This window comes from Shouchella xiaoxiensis (assembly GCF_016907895.1).
GTDB classification, from domain to species: Bacteria; Bacillota; Bacilli; order Bacillales; family Bacillaceae_D; genus Shouchella; species Shouchella xiaoxiensis.
In genome coordinates this window covers 1-18,558 of record NZ_JAFBCV010000029.1, presented here as the reverse complement: position 1 = coordinate 18,558, position 18,558 = coordinate 1, and the positions used below count along the sequence as shown (strand labels likewise).

General features: G+C 40.0%; 17 protein-coding genes and 1 tRNA gene. All 18 read left to right on the top strand.

All coding sequences use genetic code 11. The annotated features are described in order from the left end of the window. Positions 1 to 177: 177 nt before the first annotated feature. The 18 genes from JOC54_RS22475 to lysS all read left to right on the top strand — a co-directional run bounded on the left by JOC54_RS22475 (position 178) and on the right by lysS (position 18,169). Positions 178 to 251: transfer RNA gene (locus JOC54_RS22475), tRNA-Met, on the top strand. Positions 252 to 533: 282 nt separating this feature from the next. Then, positions 534 to 3,059: a stage II sporulation protein E gene (gene spoIIE, locus JOC54_RS22470; protein WP_204469362.1), complete on the top strand. Its 2,526-nt coding sequence runs from the start codon at positions 534 to 536 to the stop codon at positions 3,057 to 3,059. Positions 3,060 to 3,121: 62 nt separating this feature from the next. Then, a complete protein-coding gene (locus JOC54_RS22465) occupies positions 3,122 to 3,850 on the top strand; it encodes a VWA domain-containing protein (RefSeq protein ID WP_054794770.1) in 729 nt (242 codons plus the stop codon). Further along, complete coding sequence (gene prkT / locus JOC54_RS22460; protein WP_204469360.1) at positions 3,825 to 4,796, top strand: serine/threonine protein kinase PrkT; 972 nt, start codon at positions 3,825 to 3,827, stop codon at positions 4,794 to 4,796. The genes JOC54_RS22465 and prkT overlap by 26 nt, the downstream gene beginning before the upstream one ends. 22 nt (positions 4,797 to 4,818) lie before the next feature. Continuing rightward, positions 4,819 to 6,213 (top strand): tRNA lysidine(34) synthetase TilS, encoded by a 1,395-nt coding sequence (tilS, locus tag JOC54_RS22455; protein ID WP_204469358.1) that lies wholly within the window; start codon positions 4,819 to 4,821, stop codon positions 6,211 to 6,213. Between the two features lie 36 nt (positions 6,214 to 6,249). Further along, positions 6,250 to 6,789 (top strand): hypoxanthine phosphoribosyltransferase, encoded by a 540-nt coding sequence (gene hpt / locus JOC54_RS22450; protein ID WP_035420796.1) that lies wholly within the window; start codon positions 6,250 to 6,252, stop codon positions 6,787 to 6,789. 69 nt (positions 6,790 to 6,858) lie between these two features. Further along, positions 6,859 to 8,853 (top strand): ATP-dependent zinc metalloprotease FtsH, encoded by a 1,995-nt coding sequence (gene ftsH, locus JOC54_RS22445; protein ID WP_054794725.1) that lies wholly within the window; start codon positions 6,859 to 6,861, stop codon positions 8,851 to 8,853. A 51-nt stretch (positions 8,854 to 8,904) separates the two neighbouring features. Next, a complete protein-coding gene (locus JOC54_RS22440) occupies positions 8,905 to 9,678 on the top strand; it encodes a type III pantothenate kinase (RefSeq protein WP_204469355.1) in 774 nt (257 codons plus the stop codon). A 16-nt stretch (positions 9,679 to 9,694) separates the two neighbouring features. After that, on the top strand, positions 9,695 to 10,573 hold the full coding sequence (hslO, locus tag JOC54_RS22435; RefSeq protein WP_204469353.1) for an Hsp33 family molecular chaperone HslO: 879 nt from the start codon (positions 9,695 to 9,697) through the stop codon (positions 10,571 to 10,573). A 123-nt stretch (positions 10,574 to 10,696) separates the two neighbouring features. Further along, positions 10,697 to 11,641 (top strand): cysteine synthase A, encoded by a 945-nt coding sequence (gene cysK / locus JOC54_RS22430; protein WP_204469351.1) that lies wholly within the window; start codon positions 10,697 to 10,699, stop codon positions 11,639 to 11,641. Between the two features lie 122 nt (positions 11,642 to 11,763). Beyond that, positions 11,764 to 13,194, top strand: a complete 1,431-nt coding sequence (pabB, locus tag JOC54_RS22425; RefSeq protein WP_239586893.1) for an aminodeoxychorismate synthase, component I — start codon at positions 11,764 to 11,766, stop codon at positions 13,192 to 13,194. 12 nt (positions 13,195 to 13,206) lie between these two features. Further along, positions 13,207 to 13,800, top strand: a complete 594-nt coding sequence (gene pabA / locus JOC54_RS22420) for an aminodeoxychorismate/anthranilate synthase component II (protein ID WP_054794723.1) — start codon at positions 13,207 to 13,209, stop codon at positions 13,798 to 13,800. Beyond that, positions 13,785 to 14,615, top strand: a complete 831-nt coding sequence (gene pabC, locus JOC54_RS22415; protein ID WP_204469349.1) for an aminodeoxychorismate lyase — start codon at positions 13,785 to 13,787, stop codon at positions 14,613 to 14,615. Before pabA ends, pabC begins: the two co-directional genes overlap by 16 nt. Position 14,616: 1 nt before the next feature. Further along, complete coding sequence (gene folP, locus JOC54_RS22410; protein WP_204469347.1) at positions 14,617 to 15,441, top strand: dihydropteroate synthase; 825 nt, start codon at positions 14,617 to 14,619, stop codon at positions 15,439 to 15,441. Further along, complete coding sequence (gene folB, locus JOC54_RS22405; protein WP_204469344.1) at positions 15,434 to 15,802, top strand: dihydroneopterin aldolase; 369 nt, start codon at positions 15,434 to 15,436, stop codon at positions 15,800 to 15,802. The genes folP and folB overlap by 8 nt, the downstream gene beginning before the upstream one ends. Further along, positions 15,792 to 16,322: a 2-amino-4-hydroxy-6-hydroxymethyldihydropteridine diphosphokinase gene (gene folK / locus JOC54_RS22400; protein ID WP_054794720.1), complete on the top strand. Its 531-nt coding sequence runs from the start codon at positions 15,792 to 15,794 to the stop codon at positions 16,320 to 16,322. The genes folB and folK overlap by 11 nt, the downstream gene beginning before the upstream one ends. Further along, positions 16,274 to 16,477, top strand: coding sequence for a helix-turn-helix domain-containing protein (locus tag JOC54_RS22395; RefSeq protein WP_094190322.1), 204 nt, complete (start codon positions 16,274 to 16,276; stop codon positions 16,475 to 16,477). Before folK ends, JOC54_RS22395 begins: the two co-directional genes overlap by 49 nt. Before the next feature lie 192 nt (positions 16,478 to 16,669). After that, a complete protein-coding gene (gene lysS, locus JOC54_RS22390; RefSeq protein WP_204469342.1) occupies positions 16,670 to 18,169 on the top strand; it encodes a lysine--tRNA ligase in 1,500 nt (499 codons plus the stop codon). The last annotated feature ends 389 nt before the right edge of the window (positions 18,170 to 18,558 follow it).

The following is an 18,558-nucleotide window of genomic DNA, read 5'->3' as shown; positions in this document are numbered from 1 at the left end:
TCCGTTCTTTTTTCCATTATAACAAGAGTATTTTTGTTTAGGTGTCTATAAATAAGAAAAAGCTGTTGAGAAATTACTTTCTCAACAGCCTGAGAGTCGTTTTAAAACGACTCTTTTTCTATATCCTATTGACTTATTATAGAGAACAAAGTATATTAATAAATGTCGTAAAAACAAGGCGGTGTAGCTCAGCTGGCTAGAGCGTACGGTTCATACCCGTGAGGTCGGGGGTTCGATCCCCTCCGCCGCTATTAATGAAAAAATCTCTTGCTTACAGAAGCAAGAGATTTTTTGTGTTTTAAAGCACAATTGTTTCATTCCTATATTCGTGCGCCATTTCCTGTCACGTCTAGTGCAATCTAGCGTTAATTTGCTAGTTAAAAAGAAGAGTTATTTGTGGTTCGTGATTTTTTTTTGCTAGTTACGCCGAAGTTAGTCGAAACAATTTTTGTTTATGGCCTGTTTTTCTGACAAATTATTTTTCTCGCCCTTGCTATAGTATCACTACGATAATCAAATAGGTGGTGGCGAGTATGGAAGGTAAAACAGATAAAACATCAGGACATTTGATCGCGAGCGTCGTGAACCAAAGGGTTCATGGGTTCCAAGAACGGATGGCTACTAATGGACAAGCGCTGAAAAATGGATTAAAAACTGTTTTCTTCGATTGGGGTATATTAATCGCTGTTATTGGATTCCTACTTGGACGAGCTATGATACTAGCGGAACTAACACCATTTATTTTACCATTTTTAGCAGCTGTCTTTATTTTAAGAAGGGCGCACGCATTGATAGCGACCATTTCCCTTTTAGCAGGGGCCATTCTTAGTTATCACGGCGAAGTATTGTACACAATCGTCGGCATAATCAGTTTTCTTCTCATATACAGACTGGCTAAAATCTATATGAGTCAGCCAGCTAAGTCTCTTCCATACATTGTTTTTATTGCTAGCTTGCTAACAAGGTTAGGGATTGTTTTTCTAATGGAAGGAACCTTTAGTCAATATGCATTAATGATGGCGACGGTTGAAGCAGGTCTAAGCTTTATCTTAACTATGATCTTCATCCAGAGCATTCCACTTATCACTGGAAAAAGAGGGGGACAATCATTACGAAATGAAGAGATTATTTGTTTAATTATTTTATTGGCTTCCGTTATGACAGGTACAGTCGGATGGGCGTTTCAGGATGTTGTCCTTCAACACAGTTTGGCTCGCTATCTTGTATTGGTTTTTGCCTTTGTAGGTGGAGCTGCGATTGGGTCTACGGTCGGGGTAGTAACAGGTCTTATTTTAAGCTTAGCTAGCGTAGCTAGTTTATATCAAATGAGCCTCCTTGCATTTTCTGGTCTCTTGGGCGGCTTGCTAAAAGAAGGTAATCGTATTGGCGTTTCGTTTGGGCTACTTGTCGGTACGCTCTTAATCGCCATGTATGGTGACGGTGGAACCAGTCTAGCTGCTGCTTTAACAGAAACGGGAATTGCTATCGGCTTATTTATGATGACTCCGAGAAGTTGGTTAACGAATGTTGCCAAATACATACCTGGAACCGTTGAGCATTCACAAGAACAGCAGCAATATTTGCGTAAAGTCCGCGATGCAACCGCTGGACGAGTCGAACGGTTTTCATCATTGTTTCAGACGCTATCAAACAGCTTTAAAATACAGCAAAAAAACGATGAAGACCAGTATGTCCACGAAGTGGACGTTCTGCTAAGTCATGTAACTGAAAAAACATGTCAAACTTGCTTAATGAAAGAAAAATGCTGGGTTCAGAATTTTAATCAAACCTATGATTCAATGACAAGTATGGTCAAAGAAATCGAAATCCATGGAACGGTTATTGATCCGAAGAAGCAGAGACAGTGGAGGAGTCACTGTCGAAAACCCGACCAAGTTATTGCAGCAATGAGTGCTGAAACGAGTCAGTATAGAGCCAATAAAGAACTGAAAAGACAAGTTCAAGAAAGTCAGCGGTTGGTAGCGGACCAGCTTCTAGGCGTTTCCCGAGTTATGGGTGATTTTGCAAAAGAAATTCAGAAAGAAAAGCAACCACATATGCTGCAGGAAGAACATATGATAGATGCTCTCCGAGGAGCGGGGATGGATGTCGGACATATAGATATCTATAGTATGCAGAGCGGCAGGATTGAAATTGAAATGAGTATTTTATGTGATTCCAAAAATGGTGAAGCAGAAAAAATTATCGCGCCGATGCTATCTGATCTCGTCAAAGAAACAATTGTATTGAAGCGGGAGGAAACAGGTTTTTATTCAAATGGTTACAGTCATATATCGTTTGGTTCGGCACGACCGTTTGTCATAGAATCAGGTGTTGCAAAAGTTGCGAAAGGTGGCGAGTGGCTGTCTGGAGACAATTACGCCATGATTGAATTAAATAGTGATAAGTATGCTGTGGCCATTAGTGACGGAATGGGTAATGGTGAAAAAGCCTATTTGGAAAGCAGCGAGACGCTCGCGTTATTGCAAAAAGTGTTACAGTCAGGTATTGAAGAAACGGTTGCGATTAAGTCCGTTAATTCTATTCTTTCCTTACGTAACACAGATGAGATGTTTTCAACGCTCGATTTAGCAATGATTGATATGCAAGATGCTCACGCAAAATTTTTGAAGATTGGATCAACACCAAGTTTTATAAAACGAGGTAGCAAGGTGACAAAAATAGAAGCAGGGAATTTGCCGATGGGGATATTACCAGAATTTGAAGTAGAGGTCGTCAGTGAGCAGTTAAAAGATGGTGATTTACTGATTATGTGTAGCGACGGTATTTTTGATGCGAAAAGGCAAATTGAAAACCAAGAACAATGGATGAAGCGAATCATTGCAGAAATTGAAACAAATCATGCTCAAGAAGTGGCGGATGTTATTTTAGAAAGAGTGATTCGATCCGATCATGGCAATATCATAGAAGATGATATGACCGTTGTTGTAACAAGAATTAAACGAAATAGACCAAAGTGGACGTCTATTCCGATACATCCAAAAGCACAAAAGCCAAAGAAATCGATTCCCTTCTTTAAACAAGCAACAGGAACGTAACAACGTATAGATCCGCTCCTTGCTGGCAAAGATGGTAAAACATGATGCTGCAAGGAGGGGAAATGATGAAAGGTAAACTTAAACAAATTTTATTGATGACAGATGGGTATTCAAACTATGGTGAAGATCCTATTGCCATTGCGAGACTTGCACAGGAATATGGAATATCGGTTAATGTCATTGGAATTATTGATGACAATCGGGAAAATGAAAGTGGTTTGCATGAGGTTGAGGCAATTGCACTTGCAGGCGGAGGTGTAAGCCAGACGGTGTTTGCCCAGGACTTAACAAAGACAGTTCAAATGGTGACAAGAAAAGCAATGACTCAAACGTTACACGGTGTAGTAAATCAAGAATTAAAGCAAATCCTCGGAAAACACGAAGAAATAGAAAGTCTTTCCCCAGAAAAAAGAGGGGAAATGATGGAAGTAGTGGACGATCTTGGCGAATCTGTCTTACTAGAAGTTCTTGTATTAGTGGACACGAGCGCAAGTATGGAAACAAAGTTACCAATGGTCCAAGAGGCCTTAATTGATCTATCCATTAGTCTAAATGCTCGTTCAGGTGAGACTCGCTTTGCATTGTATTCATTTCCCGGGAAAAGAAAGCCAGTGGAACGTCTGCTGGACTGGACGCCACAACTAGATTCTTTAAATAAAATGTTTCATAAATTATCACCTGGTGGCATGACCCCAACTGGCCCAGCCTTAAAAGAAGCCATAGCTGTATTTGAAGAGCGCAAAGGAAAAAGGAGATTCGACGGCGATGAAAATGAACGGCTCTACGGCTAATTTAAATCAAGAACTTTATTCAGGACTAACAATTGAAGGGAAATGGAATAAAAAAACCTATACGTTAATCCGAAAATTAGGTGAAGGGGTAACCGGTACGGTTTACCTTGCCCGATCTCTTGATGGAAATGTCGCTTTGAAGCTGGGTATGGATCAGATGTCCATTGCGCAAGAAGTGAATGTATTAAAACAATTCAGCAAGGTTCAAGGGAAAATACTTGGGCCTTGCTTATTTGATGTCGATGATCATGAAACGAGAGTAATTTCTATTCCTTTTTATGCGATGGAATATATTCAAGGTGTAAATTTTGTGACATTCATGAAGAACCGGGGCAGTGAATGGCTTTTTGTCTTAACGGTTCAGTTGTTAAATCGACTTGAAGATTTTCATCAAGCTGGTTGGGTTTTTGGGGATTTAAAGCCTGATAACATCATTGTAACATCAGATGAAGCATCCGTACGGTTACTCGATGTAGGAGGAACAACAAAGCTTGGTAGAGCTGTTAAAGAGTATACTGAGTATTACGATCGTGGGTATTGGGGAAGGGGATCTCGAAAGGCAGAACCAAGCTACGATTTGTTTTCAGTTGCAATGATGATGATTGATTGTGCGTATCCTGAACAAATAAAAAAAGGGAAGGGCGATGGGCTTTCTCAATTAAAGCGAATGGTCAGCCAATCACCTTTGCTCAAGCCTTTTAAAGATATCATTGTGAAAGCTTTAACTGGAGAATTTGAAACAGCAGGGGAAATGAGAAATGCTTTAAAAGGTGAACGTATAAGCCGTAAAAGGAAACCGACTATACGTGACAAAGAAGTAAGTAGAAATCAATATAAGAAAGTGCGAAATCATCATAAGAAAAAAGCGCGTCTAACGGATCTTTTATTTATACTTGCTTTTGTTCTTCTATTGTTTATCCTATACTTGTCGATAAGTCTATTTTAGCTTGGGTATAGGAGCGAATATTATGAAGGATCGGGTAGAAAAATTTATTCAAGAAGAAAACTTGATGCAACAAGGGTCTGATATCGTGGTTGCTGTTTCAGGAGGAGTTGATTCAATGGTGCTCCTCCACCTATTAGAGGAGTTAAAGGAGAAGTGGAGCTGGAATCTATTTGTTTTACATGTTAATCATCAACTTCGTGGCGAGGAATCTGAACAGGACGCTAATTTTATTGAAGCATACTGCCTACACTTTCATATTCCTTATAATGAAACGAGAATTGATGTAACCCAGTTAAAAGCTAACGAAAAACTTAGTACTCAAGTTGCAGCAAGAGAACTGCGTTATAAAGCCTTCAAAGAGGAGATGGACCGAGTTAATGCAAAGGTTCTTGTGACCGCACATCATGGAGATGATGAGATCGAGACGGTCTTTATGCGTTTGAATCGAGGAAGAAGTCCATTTACGAGGTTAGGTATTGCACCCAAAAGGGATTTTTCTGGAAAAACAATTGTGCGCCCGTTTCTTCAAGAAAGTAGAGAGTCCATTATGGACTATTCCTTAAGGAATTCAGTGCCTTTTCGTGAGGACTCTAGTAATGCATTGAATACATATGCACGAAATCGATTTAGGCATAAAGTGTCTTCATACCTAAAAGAAGAAAACCGATTAAATTATAAACACATTTTTCAATATGACCGCTGGCAAAACGAGGATAATGAATATTTAATGACTTTAGCGACACAGAAATTTGATGATATTCTTATTGAACGTAAAGGAGATTCTATAACGATTTCAAAAGAGCGGTTTCATGAAACGGCGATTCCTTTACAAAGAAGAGTGATTCATCTAATATTAAATTATCTCTATGGGATCACAGTATTACGTGATTTTTCTGTATACATAAATCAAATTGAACAATTTTTTCAATTTAATTCAGGATTTGCCCAAATTGATTTACGTGATGACTTAAAAGTCATGCGTTTAAACGACGTTTATAGGTTTACGCTCGGTACAACTGTGGAATCAGTAGAATACTGTTCAAAGCTGTCTGTGCCGGGAAAATTGGATACTCCTATTGGAACAATTAAGATTGAACGTTTTGAGGGTATATCTGAACGGTCAGAAAGTGAAGTGTTTCTCAACATGAATGAGGTGGTCTTTCCGTTATACATTCGTAACAGGAGGCCAGGTGACAGGCTAAATCCAAAAGGACTTAATGGGGCAAGTAAAAAAGTAAATCGCGTATTTATTGATAAAAAGGTTGATTGGCCTCTAAGGGATCGTTGGCCGATACTTGTTGATCATAACGACACGATTCTCTGGATACCCTTATTACTCCAGACAGAATTAACTACACCATTTAATTCATCAGACCCACTGCTTCGTGTGGCGTTTACCAAAGAACGTAATTTATAAAAGAATAGTGTATTAAACAGGAGGACTTTACCGTACATGAAGAACGACATGAAGGACATTTTATTAACAGAAGAACAGATCCAGAAAAAAATTAAAGAATTAGGGCATGATATTACTGAAGAGTATCGTGATCGTTTTCCGCTCTTTGTAGGTGTGTTAAAAGGAGCTCTTCCATTTATGGCAGATTTGATAAAAGCAGTTGACACGCATCTTGAAATTGATTTTATGGATGTTTCAAGTTATGGAAAAGGCATGGTATCTTCTGGTGAAGTTAAAATTGTTAAGGACTTGAACACTCAAGTAGAGGGCCGAGATGTACTGATTGTAGAAGATATTATTGATAGTGGTCTGACGCTAAGTTATTTAATTGAGCTTTTTAAATACCGAAAAGCAAAATCGGTTAAAGTTGTGACGTTGCTAGACAAGCCAGAAGGGCGTAAAGTGGATTTGGTTCCTGACATGACAGGTTTTATTGTGCCTGATGAGTTTGTTGTTGGCTACGGTCTTGATTTCGCAGAACGTTACCGAAATCTGCCTTATGTCGGGATTTTAAAGCCGGAAGTTTATGAAGGCTAATCATTGGTGCACGAGCATTTGTTGTGGTAAGATTGGTGCAGTTTTGTTGGATGCGGGAGGAGGTAAAGAATGAAAGGGCGTACGTTACGTACAATTATCATTTTTACACTTGTGTTGCTAGTAGTTATTGCTGCTGTAAACACAATGACAAGAGATCAGACTGATACTGAAGAAGTAAGATATGATCAATTCATAGAAAGACTTGAACAAGGTGAAGTCGTGAACATGAATGTTCAACCTGAACGTGGTGTGCTCATTATTACTGGACAGTTTGCAGACCAAGGGGAAGACGAGAATTTTACGACAAGCGTGTTTAATTCTGAAATAACATCTGAGCTTTTAGCCAATATCACTGGTGTAGAGCTAACGGTGGAGCCTGAAGAAGAGCAGAGCAATTGGCTAACAACGATTCTATTTATCGCACCGTTTTTACTTATTTTCCTTATGATTATTTTCCTAATGAGTTCTGCCCAAGGCGGCGGTGGCGGCGGTGGAAACCGTGTCATGAACTTCGGGAAAAGTAAAGCGAAGATGGTAAGTGATGAGAAGAAAAAGGCAAAATTTAAAGATGTTGCTGGGGCAGATGAAGAAAAACAAGAGCTTGTAGAAGTGGTTGAATTTCTTAAAGATCCACGTCGTTTCTCAGCAATTGGTGCTCGTATTCCTAAAGGTGTCCTTTTAGTAGGTCCTCCAGGAACGGGGAAAACACTTTTAGCGAGAGCCGTTGCAGGTGAAGCGGGTGTACCTTTCTTCTCTATTAGTGGTTCGGACTTTGTTGAAATGTTTGTTGGTGTCGGTGCTTCTCGTGTGCGTGATCTATTCGAGAACGCTAAAAAGAATTCACCATGTATTATCTTTATTGACGAGATCGATGCGGTTGGTCGCCAGCGTGGAGCCGGTCTCGGTGGTGGACATGACGAACGTGAACAAACATTGAACCAGTTACTTGTTGAAATGGATGGATTTAGTGCAAATGAAGGAATTATTATTATCGCGGCGACGAACCGTGCTGATATTCTTGACCCTGCATTATTACGTCCTGGACGTTTTGACAGACAAATTCAAGTTAACGCTCCTGATGTAAAAGGACGTGAAGAAGTTTTACAAGTACATGCGCGCAACAAACCATTGCGTGAAGACGTTAAGCTTGATCTTATTGCTGTTCGTACACCGGGCTTTTCCGGGGCGGACCTTGAAAATCTTTTGAATGAAGCAGCGCTTGTTGCCGCAAGGGATAACAAGAAAGAAATTGGTATGGAGCATATTGAAGAAGCGATTGACCGCGTTATTGCTGGACCAGCGAAGAAAAGCCGCGTTATTTCTAAGAAAGAAAAGAATATTGTTGCTTGGCACGAAGCAGGACACACGGTAGTTGGTGTGAAGCTTGAGAGTGCAGACACAGTTCACAAAGTAACAATCGTTCCTCGCGGTATGGCTGGTGGTTATGCGATGATGCTTCCGAAAGAGGATCGTTATTTCATGACCAAGCCAGAACTTCTTGATAAAATAGTTGGACTCTTAGGCGGGCGAGTTGCTGAAGAAGTACAATTTGGAGAAGTATCAACTGGTGCTCATAATGATTTCCAACGTGCCACAGCCATTGCAAGAAAAATGGTAACCGAATATGGTATGAGTGATAAGTTAGGGCCGATGCAATTTGGTCAAAGCTCTGGAGGCCAAGTTTTCTTAGGAAGAGATATCCAGAATGAACAAAATTACTCGGATGCAATCGCTCACGAGATTGATTTAGAAGTACAACGCATTATTAAAGACAGTTACGAGCGTTGTAAACAAATCCTTATCGCAAACAAAGACAGTCTTGATTTGATCGCTGAGAAATTAATTGAATTAGAAACGCTTGACGCAGAGCAAATCCAATCATTGATTTATGAGGGGAAACTGCCTGAAAACCATCATGCTTCAAGAAAAGATGATGATGTCAAAGTGAATATCCAATCAAAAGATGACTCTGATGATACAAGAGGCGCATACGAAGAAACCACAAACATGGAAGAAAATAGACCTAGTTTTGAAGATCCTGATCAAACAGACCGTAAAGAATAACGAAAAAGAGAGTGCTCATGAGCACTCTCTTTTTCCATAGGAGGTTTAATTATGTTTCTGGCAATTGATATTGGAAATTCATCCATTGTTACTGGTATTTTTGAAAATGAACAACGTACAGACATTTTTAGAATTGCTACAACTCCATCAAAAACAAGCGATGAATATGCAATGGTTCTTCATGGTTTTTTTCAATTTAAAGGTTATTCTTTTGCGGATGTCGCTGGAGTGGTAATCTCATCGGTTGTTCCGACGATTATGCATCGTTTTCGAAAAATGTGCAGAGACTATTTTCAACTAGAGCCTGTCATTGTCGGTCCAGGTGTTAAAACAGGTCTTAATATTCAATATGATAACCCGAGAGAGGTAGGAGCTGATCGCATTTCTAATGCAGTTGCAGCTCTGGCACTTTACGGTGCACCTTGCATCGTTGTTGATATTGGTACAGCAACGACTTTTTGTTACATTGATGACCAGTATCGCTATAGAGGTGGTGCAATTGCACCGGGTGCTGCTTTAGCTGCAGAAGCCCTTACAGCGAAAGCATCAAAACTTCCTCAAGTGGAATTAGAACGACCAGAGTCAATTATCGGGAAGACGACGTTAGCTTCTATTCATAGTGGGACGTATTACGGGTATTTAAGCATGATCGATGGTATGATTGGACGGATAAAAAAAGAGCAGAAGCAGCCTAATGTGAGAGTGATTGCAACAGGTGGTCTAGTGCAGCTATACGCTGGCGAATCAGAACAAATTGACTTTGTGGAACCAGAGCTCACTTTAAAAGGACTTAAGCTCATTTATGATAAAAATAAGCAATATTAGCTAGGAGGAGCTATACATGAATGATTATTTAGTAAAGGCAACGGCTTTTAACGGTGAAGTAAGAGCGCTTGCTCTTGTAGCAACCGATATGGTTTCAGAAGCATGCAGAAGACAAGGGACGTGGCCAACGGCGTCAGCTGCATTGGGTAGAGCATTAATGGGTGGCACGATGATGGCATCGATGTTAAAGGGAAAAGAAAAGTTAACGGTTAGAATAGAGGGAAATGGACCAATTGGGCATATCATCGTTGATAGTCACGCGAATGGTACATCGCGTGGAACTGTTGGGAATCCCCATGTAAGCCCCGAGCTAAATCAAGCGGGAAAATTGGACGTCGCTGGAGTTGTGGGTACAGAAGGAACACTTTCTGTAGTTAAGGACATCGGCATGAAAGATCCATTTACGGGTAGCGTCCCGATTGTTTCCGGTGAGATTGGTGAGGATTTCACGTATTACTTTGCTAATTCAGAGCAAACGCCTTCCTCCGTAGGTGTAGGTGTCCTGGTAAACCCTGACGAAACGATACTTGCTGCAGGTGGATTTATTATTCAACTTATGCCAGGGGCACAAGAGTCAACGATTGAAGAGATTGAAAAAAGGCTTGGTTCAATTCCTGCAATCTCTAAGTTAGTGGAGATGGGGATGCCGCCTGAAGAAATTTTACAATCGCTTCTCGGTGACGACAATGTAAAATTTCTAGAAACAAAACCAATCGAATTTCAATGCTCGTGTTCAAAAGAACGTATTGGAAATGCCATTATTAGTCTAGGTCAAGACGAGATTAAAGCGATGATTGAAGAAGACGGGGGAGCAGAAACAACTTGTAACTTCTGTAATGAAACCTATTCATTTAATAAGAACGAACTAACAAATCTTCTTGAAAAAGCCGTTTAGTATTTGCGCTCGTATTCTTACGGGCGCTTTTTGTTTTTTGATTGACTTATCTGAAAATGTTTGGTATTCTTTTAATATATAAAACCAATAAAATTAGTAGGAATTAAGAGGAGGCATTTGCTCATGACTGTTGTAAATAATATTACCGAACTGATTGGGAATACCCCGCTTGTAAAATTAAATCGTTTAACAACGGAAGAACATGCAGATGTATATTTGAAATTAGAGTATCAAAATCCAGGTAGTAGCGTAAAAGATCGTATTGCTCTAGCAATGATTAACGCTGCTGAAGAAGCTGGAGAATTAAAGGCAGGCACCACCATTGTAGAGCCTACAAGTGGTAATACAGGTATTGGCCTAGCGATGGTTGCAGCAGCGAAAGGCTATAAAACAAAGTTAGTCATGCCCGAAACAATGAGTTTAGAACGTCGAAACTTATTACGTGCTTATGGAGCAGAGTTAGTGCTAACGCCTGGACCAGAGGGTATGGGTGGAGCTATTCGGAAAGCAACTGAACTAGCTGAAGAAGATGGCTACTTCATGCCTCAGCAGTTCGAGAATGGGGCAAACCCAAAAATTCATAGAGAAACGACTGGTAAAGAATTATTGCAACAAGTTGATGGACAAATTGACGGTTTTGTTGCGGGTATTGGTACAGGAGGAACGATTACAGGCGCAGGTGGTTTACTAAAAGAAAACTTCCCTGACTTGAAGATTGTAGCTATTGAACCAAAGGATTCTGCCGTTTTATCAGGAGGTAAACCTGGACCTCATAAACTTCAAGGAATTGGACCTGGTTTTGTACCTGGTATATTAAATACTTCTATTTATGATGAAGTCGTTCAAGTATCAACTGACGATGCATTCGAATATTCACGTCGTGCTGCAAAAGAAGAAGGTATTCTAGGTGGTATCTCTTCGGGAGCTGCCATTTACGGTGCTCTGGCATTAGCAAAAGAATTAGGGCCCGGCAAAAAAGTAGTTGCTATTATTCCTTCTAATGGCGAACGGTATTTAAGTACAGCTTTGTATAATTTTGAAGAAGAAACATCTTCAACTTCTAAATAACAGGGCTAGGTATACGTATAAATTTCCATACAAAAGCAGTTCCTTATTAAGAGGGGCTGCTTTTCTTATTCAATAGAGTTTAGTAAAATAAGTCCATACGTATGTAGGACGGAGTGAAGGGATTGAGTAATTCAAATAAACGTAAGACGCTGATTGAAAAAAGTGTCGTCACTGATGGTGAGTGGTTTGCAAAGTTTGAAGCACTTACTGAAGGGCAATCACACTATATGTTACTGGAGAGCGGGAGAGCTGGTAGGTACAGCATCATGGGTTTACAACCGGAAGCCATTATTAAGGGAAAAGACAAGATGCTGTCAGTTAAAACATCGAACGGAATAGAACATGTTCATGAAGGGGATTTGTTGCAGTCTCTTGAAGAAGCTCTTAAACCATATTCCGTAGATAAAATGGCTGATGAATGTGGTCCGCCGATTCAAGGAGGAGCACTGGGATATATTAGTTATGATGTGGTTCGCCAAATTGAAAAGTTAGCTGATCAAGCGCAAGATGATCTTCTTTTCCCTGAAATTTATTTTTTAGTTTTTGAAGATTTGTTCGTGTATGATCACGAAGAACATCTGCTTTGGATATGTGTGAATGGGTCAAGTGAAGTTGACTTGTTGAAGCGAGTACAAGCATATAAAGAGCAGTGGAAATATGCTGATAAAGATAGTAAGGATGAACGATCTAACAGAGAGCATAAAAGGATAGAAGGTGTCAAAACAACTTTTTCGGAAGACGAGTTTGGACAAGCTGTAAGAACGATTAAGGATTATATTAGAGCAGGTGACGTTTTTCAAGTGAATTTATCAGTGCGCCACTCGCGTCCTTTACAAGCAGAGCCAATTGAAGTATACAAACAGCTTAGGTCGTTTAACCCTTCTCCTTATATGAGCTATATGCATACGCCAGAACATCAAATTGTTAGTGCGTCACCTGAACTTTTAGTAAAAAAACGGGGAACTGAACTCAGTACAAGGCCAATTGCTGGAACGCGCTCGAGAGGAAAAACGCCATCTGAGGATGCGGAGCTTGAACATGAACTAACAACAGATGAAAAAGAGCGAGCGGAACACGTTATGCTAGTAGATTTAGAAAGAAATGATTTAGGGCGTGTGAGTTCGTACGGATCAGTTGAAGTCGATGAGTTATTGGTTGTGGAAAAATACTCTCATGTCATGCACTTAGTGTCTAATGTGAAAGGACAGCTTGCAAAAGGTTTGTCTTTATTTGATTGTATAAGAGCAACTTTCCCTGGTGGAACTATTACCGGTGCTCCTAAAGTTAGGACAATGGAAATTATCGAGGAGTTAGAGCCAGTACGCAGGGGAATTTATACAGGTTCAATCGGTTGGATTAGCTTTCATGGAGACATGGAATTGAATATTGTGATACGAACGATGGTATGTCAAGATGGGCAAGCTTATGTTCAGGCAGGAGCTGGTATTGTTATTGACTCTAATCCTGTACAAGAATACAAAGAATCGATTAAGAAAGCACGTGCCCTTTGGCATGCGTATGAATTAGCAGAGAAAAGTTATGAGATGAGCTGAGGAGGAACAAAGATGATTTTGATGATTGATAACTACGATTCATTTACGTATAATCTTGTTCAATATTTAGGTGAAATGGGTCATGAATTAGTAGTAAAGAGAAATGATGAAATAACCATTGAACAAATTAAGGAGTTACAACCTGAGTTTTTAATGATTTCCCCAGGGCCTTGTACACCAAATGAGGCAGGAGTTAGTTTAGAGGCAATAGAGACCTTTGCCGGTGAAATTCCGATACTCGGCGTATGTCTCGGTCATCAAGCCATTGCCCAAGTGTTTGGTGGGAAGGTCATTAAAGCAGAAACGTTAATGCATGGCAAAACTTCTTCTGTAAGGCATGATGGCATGTCGATGTTTCAAAATATGCAAAATCCCTTAGATGTTACACGGTACCACTCGTTGATTGTTGAGCGAGATACGTTACCGAAATGTTTTGAAGTAAGTGCAGAAACGGCTGATGGTGTAATAATGGGTATTAGACATAAGTCGCTGGCAATTGAAGGGGTCCAATTTCATCCAGAATCGATTTTAACCCTTGAAGGAAAACAGATGCTGCGCCAGTTTGTCGAGAGTTATAGGAATGGTGCTACGTGTACCTCAATGTAAATGGGAAGTTAGTGAATGAAAAGGACGCGGTTGTGTCTGTTTTTGATCACGGGTTTCTGTATGGTATAGGGTTATTTGAAACATTTGCAGTGAGGGAAAACGGCATATTTCTACTTAAAAATCATATTAAGCGGTTAGAAGATTCATTGGAAGCCGTAGGAATTGATTATAAAGTATCAAAAGAGGAAGTATATGAAGTAACCAGTGCTTTGTTAGAAAAGAATGGAATGGTAGAAGGGTATGTGAGATGGAACGTCTCTGCAGGTATTCGAGGTGTCGGTCTTTTTAACGAACGTTATGACAAACCACAAACTGTTGTTTACGTGAAGGAATTACCTGAACCACCTACTGAGAAAAAAGCAGTTTCGTTAAAACTGCCACGAAATTCACCTGAAGGATATGAACGTTTTAAATCTCATCATTACATGAATAATGTATTAGCTAAGCAAGAGCTAGATGACCCAACTGCTGAAGGGATCTTTTTCACAAAAGCTGGTTTTGTCGCTGAAGGGATTGTATCGAATCTATTTTGGAGAAAAGCAAGTTGTGTATATACCCCATCGCTTGAGACAGGCATTTTAAATGGTGTCACAAGAAGATATGTAATTCAGATGTTAAATGAATGTGGTTACGAATTAAAAGAAGGTTTATTTACAAAGAAAGATTTAGATGAAGCGGATGAAATCTTTGTAACGAATGCTATTCAAGGCGTTGTTCCTGTATCGCAATACGATCAACGTATACTTATAAATAGAGATGTTTCGAGCTTAATTGCAAAAGAGTATAAAAAGCGCGTAGTAGAAGGTCGTGAGTAGCATGAAAAAACGTTTTTCACTAAATGTTGATCAAGGCACCAGAACAAAAATAATGGGGATTTTAAATGTCACGCCAGATTCTTTTTCGGATGGTGGGAAGTATAATAATCTTGATCAAGCACTACAGCATGTAAACAAGATGGTTGACTTAGGCGCCGACATCATTGACGTCGGCGGAGAGTCAACTCGCCCAGGTTATCAGCCGGTGTCGGTAGATGAAGAGTTATCTCGAGTAGTGCCAATTATTGAAGGGATTTCTACACGTATTGATGTTCCTCTTTCGATTGATACATTTAAAGCAAAGACTGCCGATGCTGCTCTTGCTGCTGGCGCTTCAATTATTAACGATGTTTGGGGAGCGAAAGCGGATTCTCAAATGGCGGGAGTGGCTGTTAAATACGATGCTCCGATTATCCTGATGCACAATCGTGATAATATGAATTATGGTTCCTTTACAGATGATGTCATTCAAGACTTAAACGATAGCGTGTCCATTTGCCTTAACTCCGGGGTAGATAAGAACAAAATATGGCTTGATCCAGGTGTTGGTTTTGCAAAAACACATGAACAAAACTTGCAAATTATGCGAGAGCTTGACCAAATTGTCGGGCTGGGAATGCCTGTTTTATTAGGGACGTCGAGAAAATCGTTAATAGCGAAAACACTTAACTTACCAGTTGATGAGCGTGTGGAAGGGACCGGGGCAACAGTTTGCTTAGGCATTGCCAAAGGGGTAAGTATCGTTCGTGTTCATGATGTAAAGGAAATGAAACGGATGGCGATCATGATGGATGCTATGTTAGAAAGAGGTGACGAACGTGGATAAAATCTATATGAACCAACTATCATTTTATGGCTATCACGGTGTTTTTTCGGAAGAAACTAAACTAGGTCAACGTTTTTTAGTTGATTTAATCCTTGAACTTGATTTAAGTCAAGCAGCAGAAAAGGATGATTTAAACGCTTCAATTGACTATGGCGATATCTACAAACAAGTACAAGCTATTGTCGAAGGTTCACCGTTTAAGCTAGTTGAAACGGTGGCGCAAAAAATTAGCGATCAATTGCTGAGCGTGTATCCGCGCCTAGTGTCCTGCCAAGTTAAGGTAATCAAGCCGGACCCACCAATCCCTGGGCATTATCATTCGGTTGCGATTGAATTAAAGAGGAATAGATATGAGAAGTAATGCTTTTCTTGCTTTAGGGTCAAACATTTCTGATCGAGAAGCTCATTTAATTAAAGCGGTTGATGCCCTTCGTGCTCATCACGCTATTCAAGTGAAGCGTGTTTCGTCATTATATGAAACTGAACCTGTGGGCTATATTGATCAGAGTGCATTTATTAATATGGTTGTTCAGATTGAAACAGAGCTCAATCCAGTTGAATTGCTGGATGTGACACAGGCGATCGAAGTTGAAGTAGGTCGAAAGCAAACATTTCGAAATGGACCGCGTATCGTCGACCTTGACATTTTACTCTATGAACAAGAAAATATTGAGTTGAATGAGCTGCAAATCCCTCACCCGAGAATGTGGGACAGAGCATTTGTGCTTATTCCATTAGCCGAAATTTCACCTGAGATATACAGCACGAGACATAGGCAGACACTCCGTGAATTGTTAACGGGAGAGCTTATTAATAAAGAGGGTGTTGAATGGTGGAAAGAATGGAATGGGGCAGGAGCATACGTGCGTACAGAAAATTAAAAGGGTATACCCAACAGGATTTTGCAAAAGAAATTCGTGTCTCGGTTTCACTACTTGGGGAAGTAGAGCGAGGTATTCGAGTTCCTGATGATGAGTTAATTGAGCGCATTTGCGCTAGCTTGCAAATATCTAAATCAGATATGATGCGACTTTAGAGACTTATAATTAGAAAGAAAAATAAGCTCTGGCTTGGGGCTGAAGAAGCGTAACAAAATTAATTGGGTGACGAACTAGCAGAGGACAACGCTTTGTAGTACACTGCTTAATAACTATATAAAAAGTAAGGGTTTGATTGACTATGTGTTGATCTACCCTTTTTCATTGAAAGAGAACAGGGGCTGAGACGATTGGATCAAGAATTAGAATTGCATGATCTATTAGCAGTAAGGAAAGAAAAGCTTAATCAATTAACAGAACGTGGCGTTAATCCATTTGGAGGAAAGTATGTCCGCACGCACACTTCGAAACAAATGGTTGAACAATTTGATGCTTTTACAAAAGAAGAACTTGAAGGCAAAGACGAAAAAGCAGTACTAGCTGGTCGTCTAATGACGAAAAGAGGAAAAGGAAAAGCTGGATTTGCACATATACAGGATTTAGAGGGGCAAATTCAAATTTATGTTCGTCTTGATGCTGTTGGAGAAGAATCTTATGAAACATTTAAGTCGCTCGACATTGGCGATATTGTAGGTGTGGTAGGAAATCCTTTTAAAACAAATGTTGGCGAAATGTCGGTTAAAGTAACGGAACTGACTTTACTAGGGAAATCTCTGCGTCCTTTACCTGATAAGTATCATGGTTTAAAAGATGTGGAGCAACGTTATCGTCAGAGGTACTTGGATTTAATTACAAGCCCTGAGTCACGTAATACGTTTATTACGCGGAGCAAAATCATTCAGGTTATGCGTCGCTATTTAGATGGACAAGGATTCCTTGAAGTTGAAACACCGATGATGCATAGCATTCCAGGTGGCGCTTCTGCAAAGCCTTTTATTACACACCATAATACGTTAGACATGCAATTGTATATGAGAATTGCCATTGAGCTGCATTTAAAACGCTTAATCGTAGGTGGTTTGGAAAAGGTTTATGAGATTGGGCGTGTTTTCCGTAATGAAGGTGTTTCAACGCGTCATAACCCAGAGTTCACAATGATTGAACTGTACGAAGCGTACGCTGACTATAAAGATATTATGGAATTAACAGAAGGTGTTATCGCTCATATTGCAAAAGAAGTGTTAGGATCAACGACGGTTCAATATGGAGAATATGAAGTTGTGCTTGCGACTGGGTGGACACGTGTTCATATGGTGGATGCGATTAAAGAGAAGACAGGCGTGGATTTCTGGGTCGAAATGACGGATGAGGAAGCCAGGTCTCTTGCAAAAGAACACGGTGTACCAGTTAAAGAAACAATGAGCTTTGGTCACGTTGTTAATGAATTCTTCGAGTTTTTTGTAGAAGAAACGTTGATACAACCAACGTTTGTATACGGGCACCCGTTGGCTATTTCGCCACTAGCCAAGAAAAATGAAGAGGATCCTCGTTTCACAGATCGGTTTGAGTTGTTTATTGTTGGTCGTGAGCATGCAAATGCGTTTTCGGAGCTAAACGATCCAATCGATCAGCGACAACGCTTTGAAGCTCAGCTCGTTGAGCGAGAACAAGGCGATGACGAGGCTCATATGATGGATGAGGACTTTGTTGAGGCGCTTGAATACGGAATGCCACCAACCGGTGGTTTAGGTATCGGTATTGATCGACTTGTTATGCTTTTAACGAACGCACCATCTATTAGAGATGTGTTGCTGTTCCCGCAAATGCGGAACCGGGAAAAAGAAGATTAAACGAAACGGCTACTTAGGTAACTAGGTAGCCGTTTGTCTTCTTTAAAGATTTTCTTAGATAATTTTTTAAAAAAGTGCTTGCGCAAATTTCCCTATAGTGGTATATTATTTCTTGTCGCTACGAGCGATAACAACTTAAAAAAGAAGTTGAAAAGCGTTATTGACAAGCGTTTCAACATCTGATAAGATGTAAAAGTTGCTAATTAAAGCAACAAACGAGTTCTTTGAAAACTGAACAAAAGCCAAGTGTAATAAAGAGATACAAGGTATCTCGTCAATGAAAGTCGTAGAATGGTATTCTACGCGTCAGCAACAAATGAGCAAGTCAAACTACTTTTTAACGGAGAGTTTGATCCTGGCTCAGGACGAACGCTGGCGGCATGCCTAAT

What these genes read in the sequence shown, in the direction of transcription:
- spoIIE (WP_204469362.1), top strand. Translation starts at nt 534, where the DNA reads ATGGAAGGTAAAACAGATAAAACATCAGGACATTTGATCGCGAGCGTC.
- JOC54_RS22465 (WP_054794770.1), top strand. Translation starts at nt 3,122, where the DNA reads ATGATGAAAGGTAAACTTAAACAAATTTTATTGATGACAGATGGGTAT.
- prkT (WP_204469360.1), top strand. Translation starts at nt 3,825, where the DNA reads ATGAAAATGAACGGCTCTACGGCTAATTTAAATCAAGAACTTTATTCA.
- tilS (WP_204469358.1), top strand. Translation starts at nt 4,819, where the DNA reads ATGAAGGATCGGGTAGAAAAATTTATTCAAGAAGAAAACTTGATGCAA.
- hpt (WP_035420796.1), top strand. Translation starts at nt 6,250, where the DNA reads ATGAAGAACGACATGAAGGACATTTTATTAACAGAAGAACAGATCCAG.
- ftsH (WP_054794725.1), top strand. Translation starts at nt 6,859, where the DNA reads ATGAAAGGGCGTACGTTACGTACAATTATCATTTTTACACTTGTGTTG.
- JOC54_RS22440 (WP_204469355.1), top strand. Translation starts at nt 8,905, where the DNA reads ATGTTTCTGGCAATTGATATTGGAAATTCATCCATTGTTACTGGTATT.
- hslO (WP_204469353.1), top strand. Translation starts at nt 9,695, where the DNA reads ATGAATGATTATTTAGTAAAGGCAACGGCTTTTAACGGTGAAGTAAGA.
- cysK (WP_204469351.1), top strand. Translation starts at nt 10,697, where the DNA reads ATGACTGTTGTAAATAATATTACCGAACTGATTGGGAATACCCCGCTT.
- pabA (WP_054794723.1), top strand. Translation starts at nt 13,207, where the DNA reads ATGATTTTGATGATTGATAACTACGATTCATTTACGTATAATCTTGTT.
- folP (WP_204469347.1), top strand. Translation starts at nt 14,617, where the DNA reads ATGAAAAAACGTTTTTCACTAAATGTTGATCAAGGCACCAGAACAAAA.
- folK (WP_054794720.1), top strand. Translation starts at nt 15,792, where the DNA reads ATGAGAAGTAATGCTTTTCTTGCTTTAGGGTCAAACATTTCTGATCGA.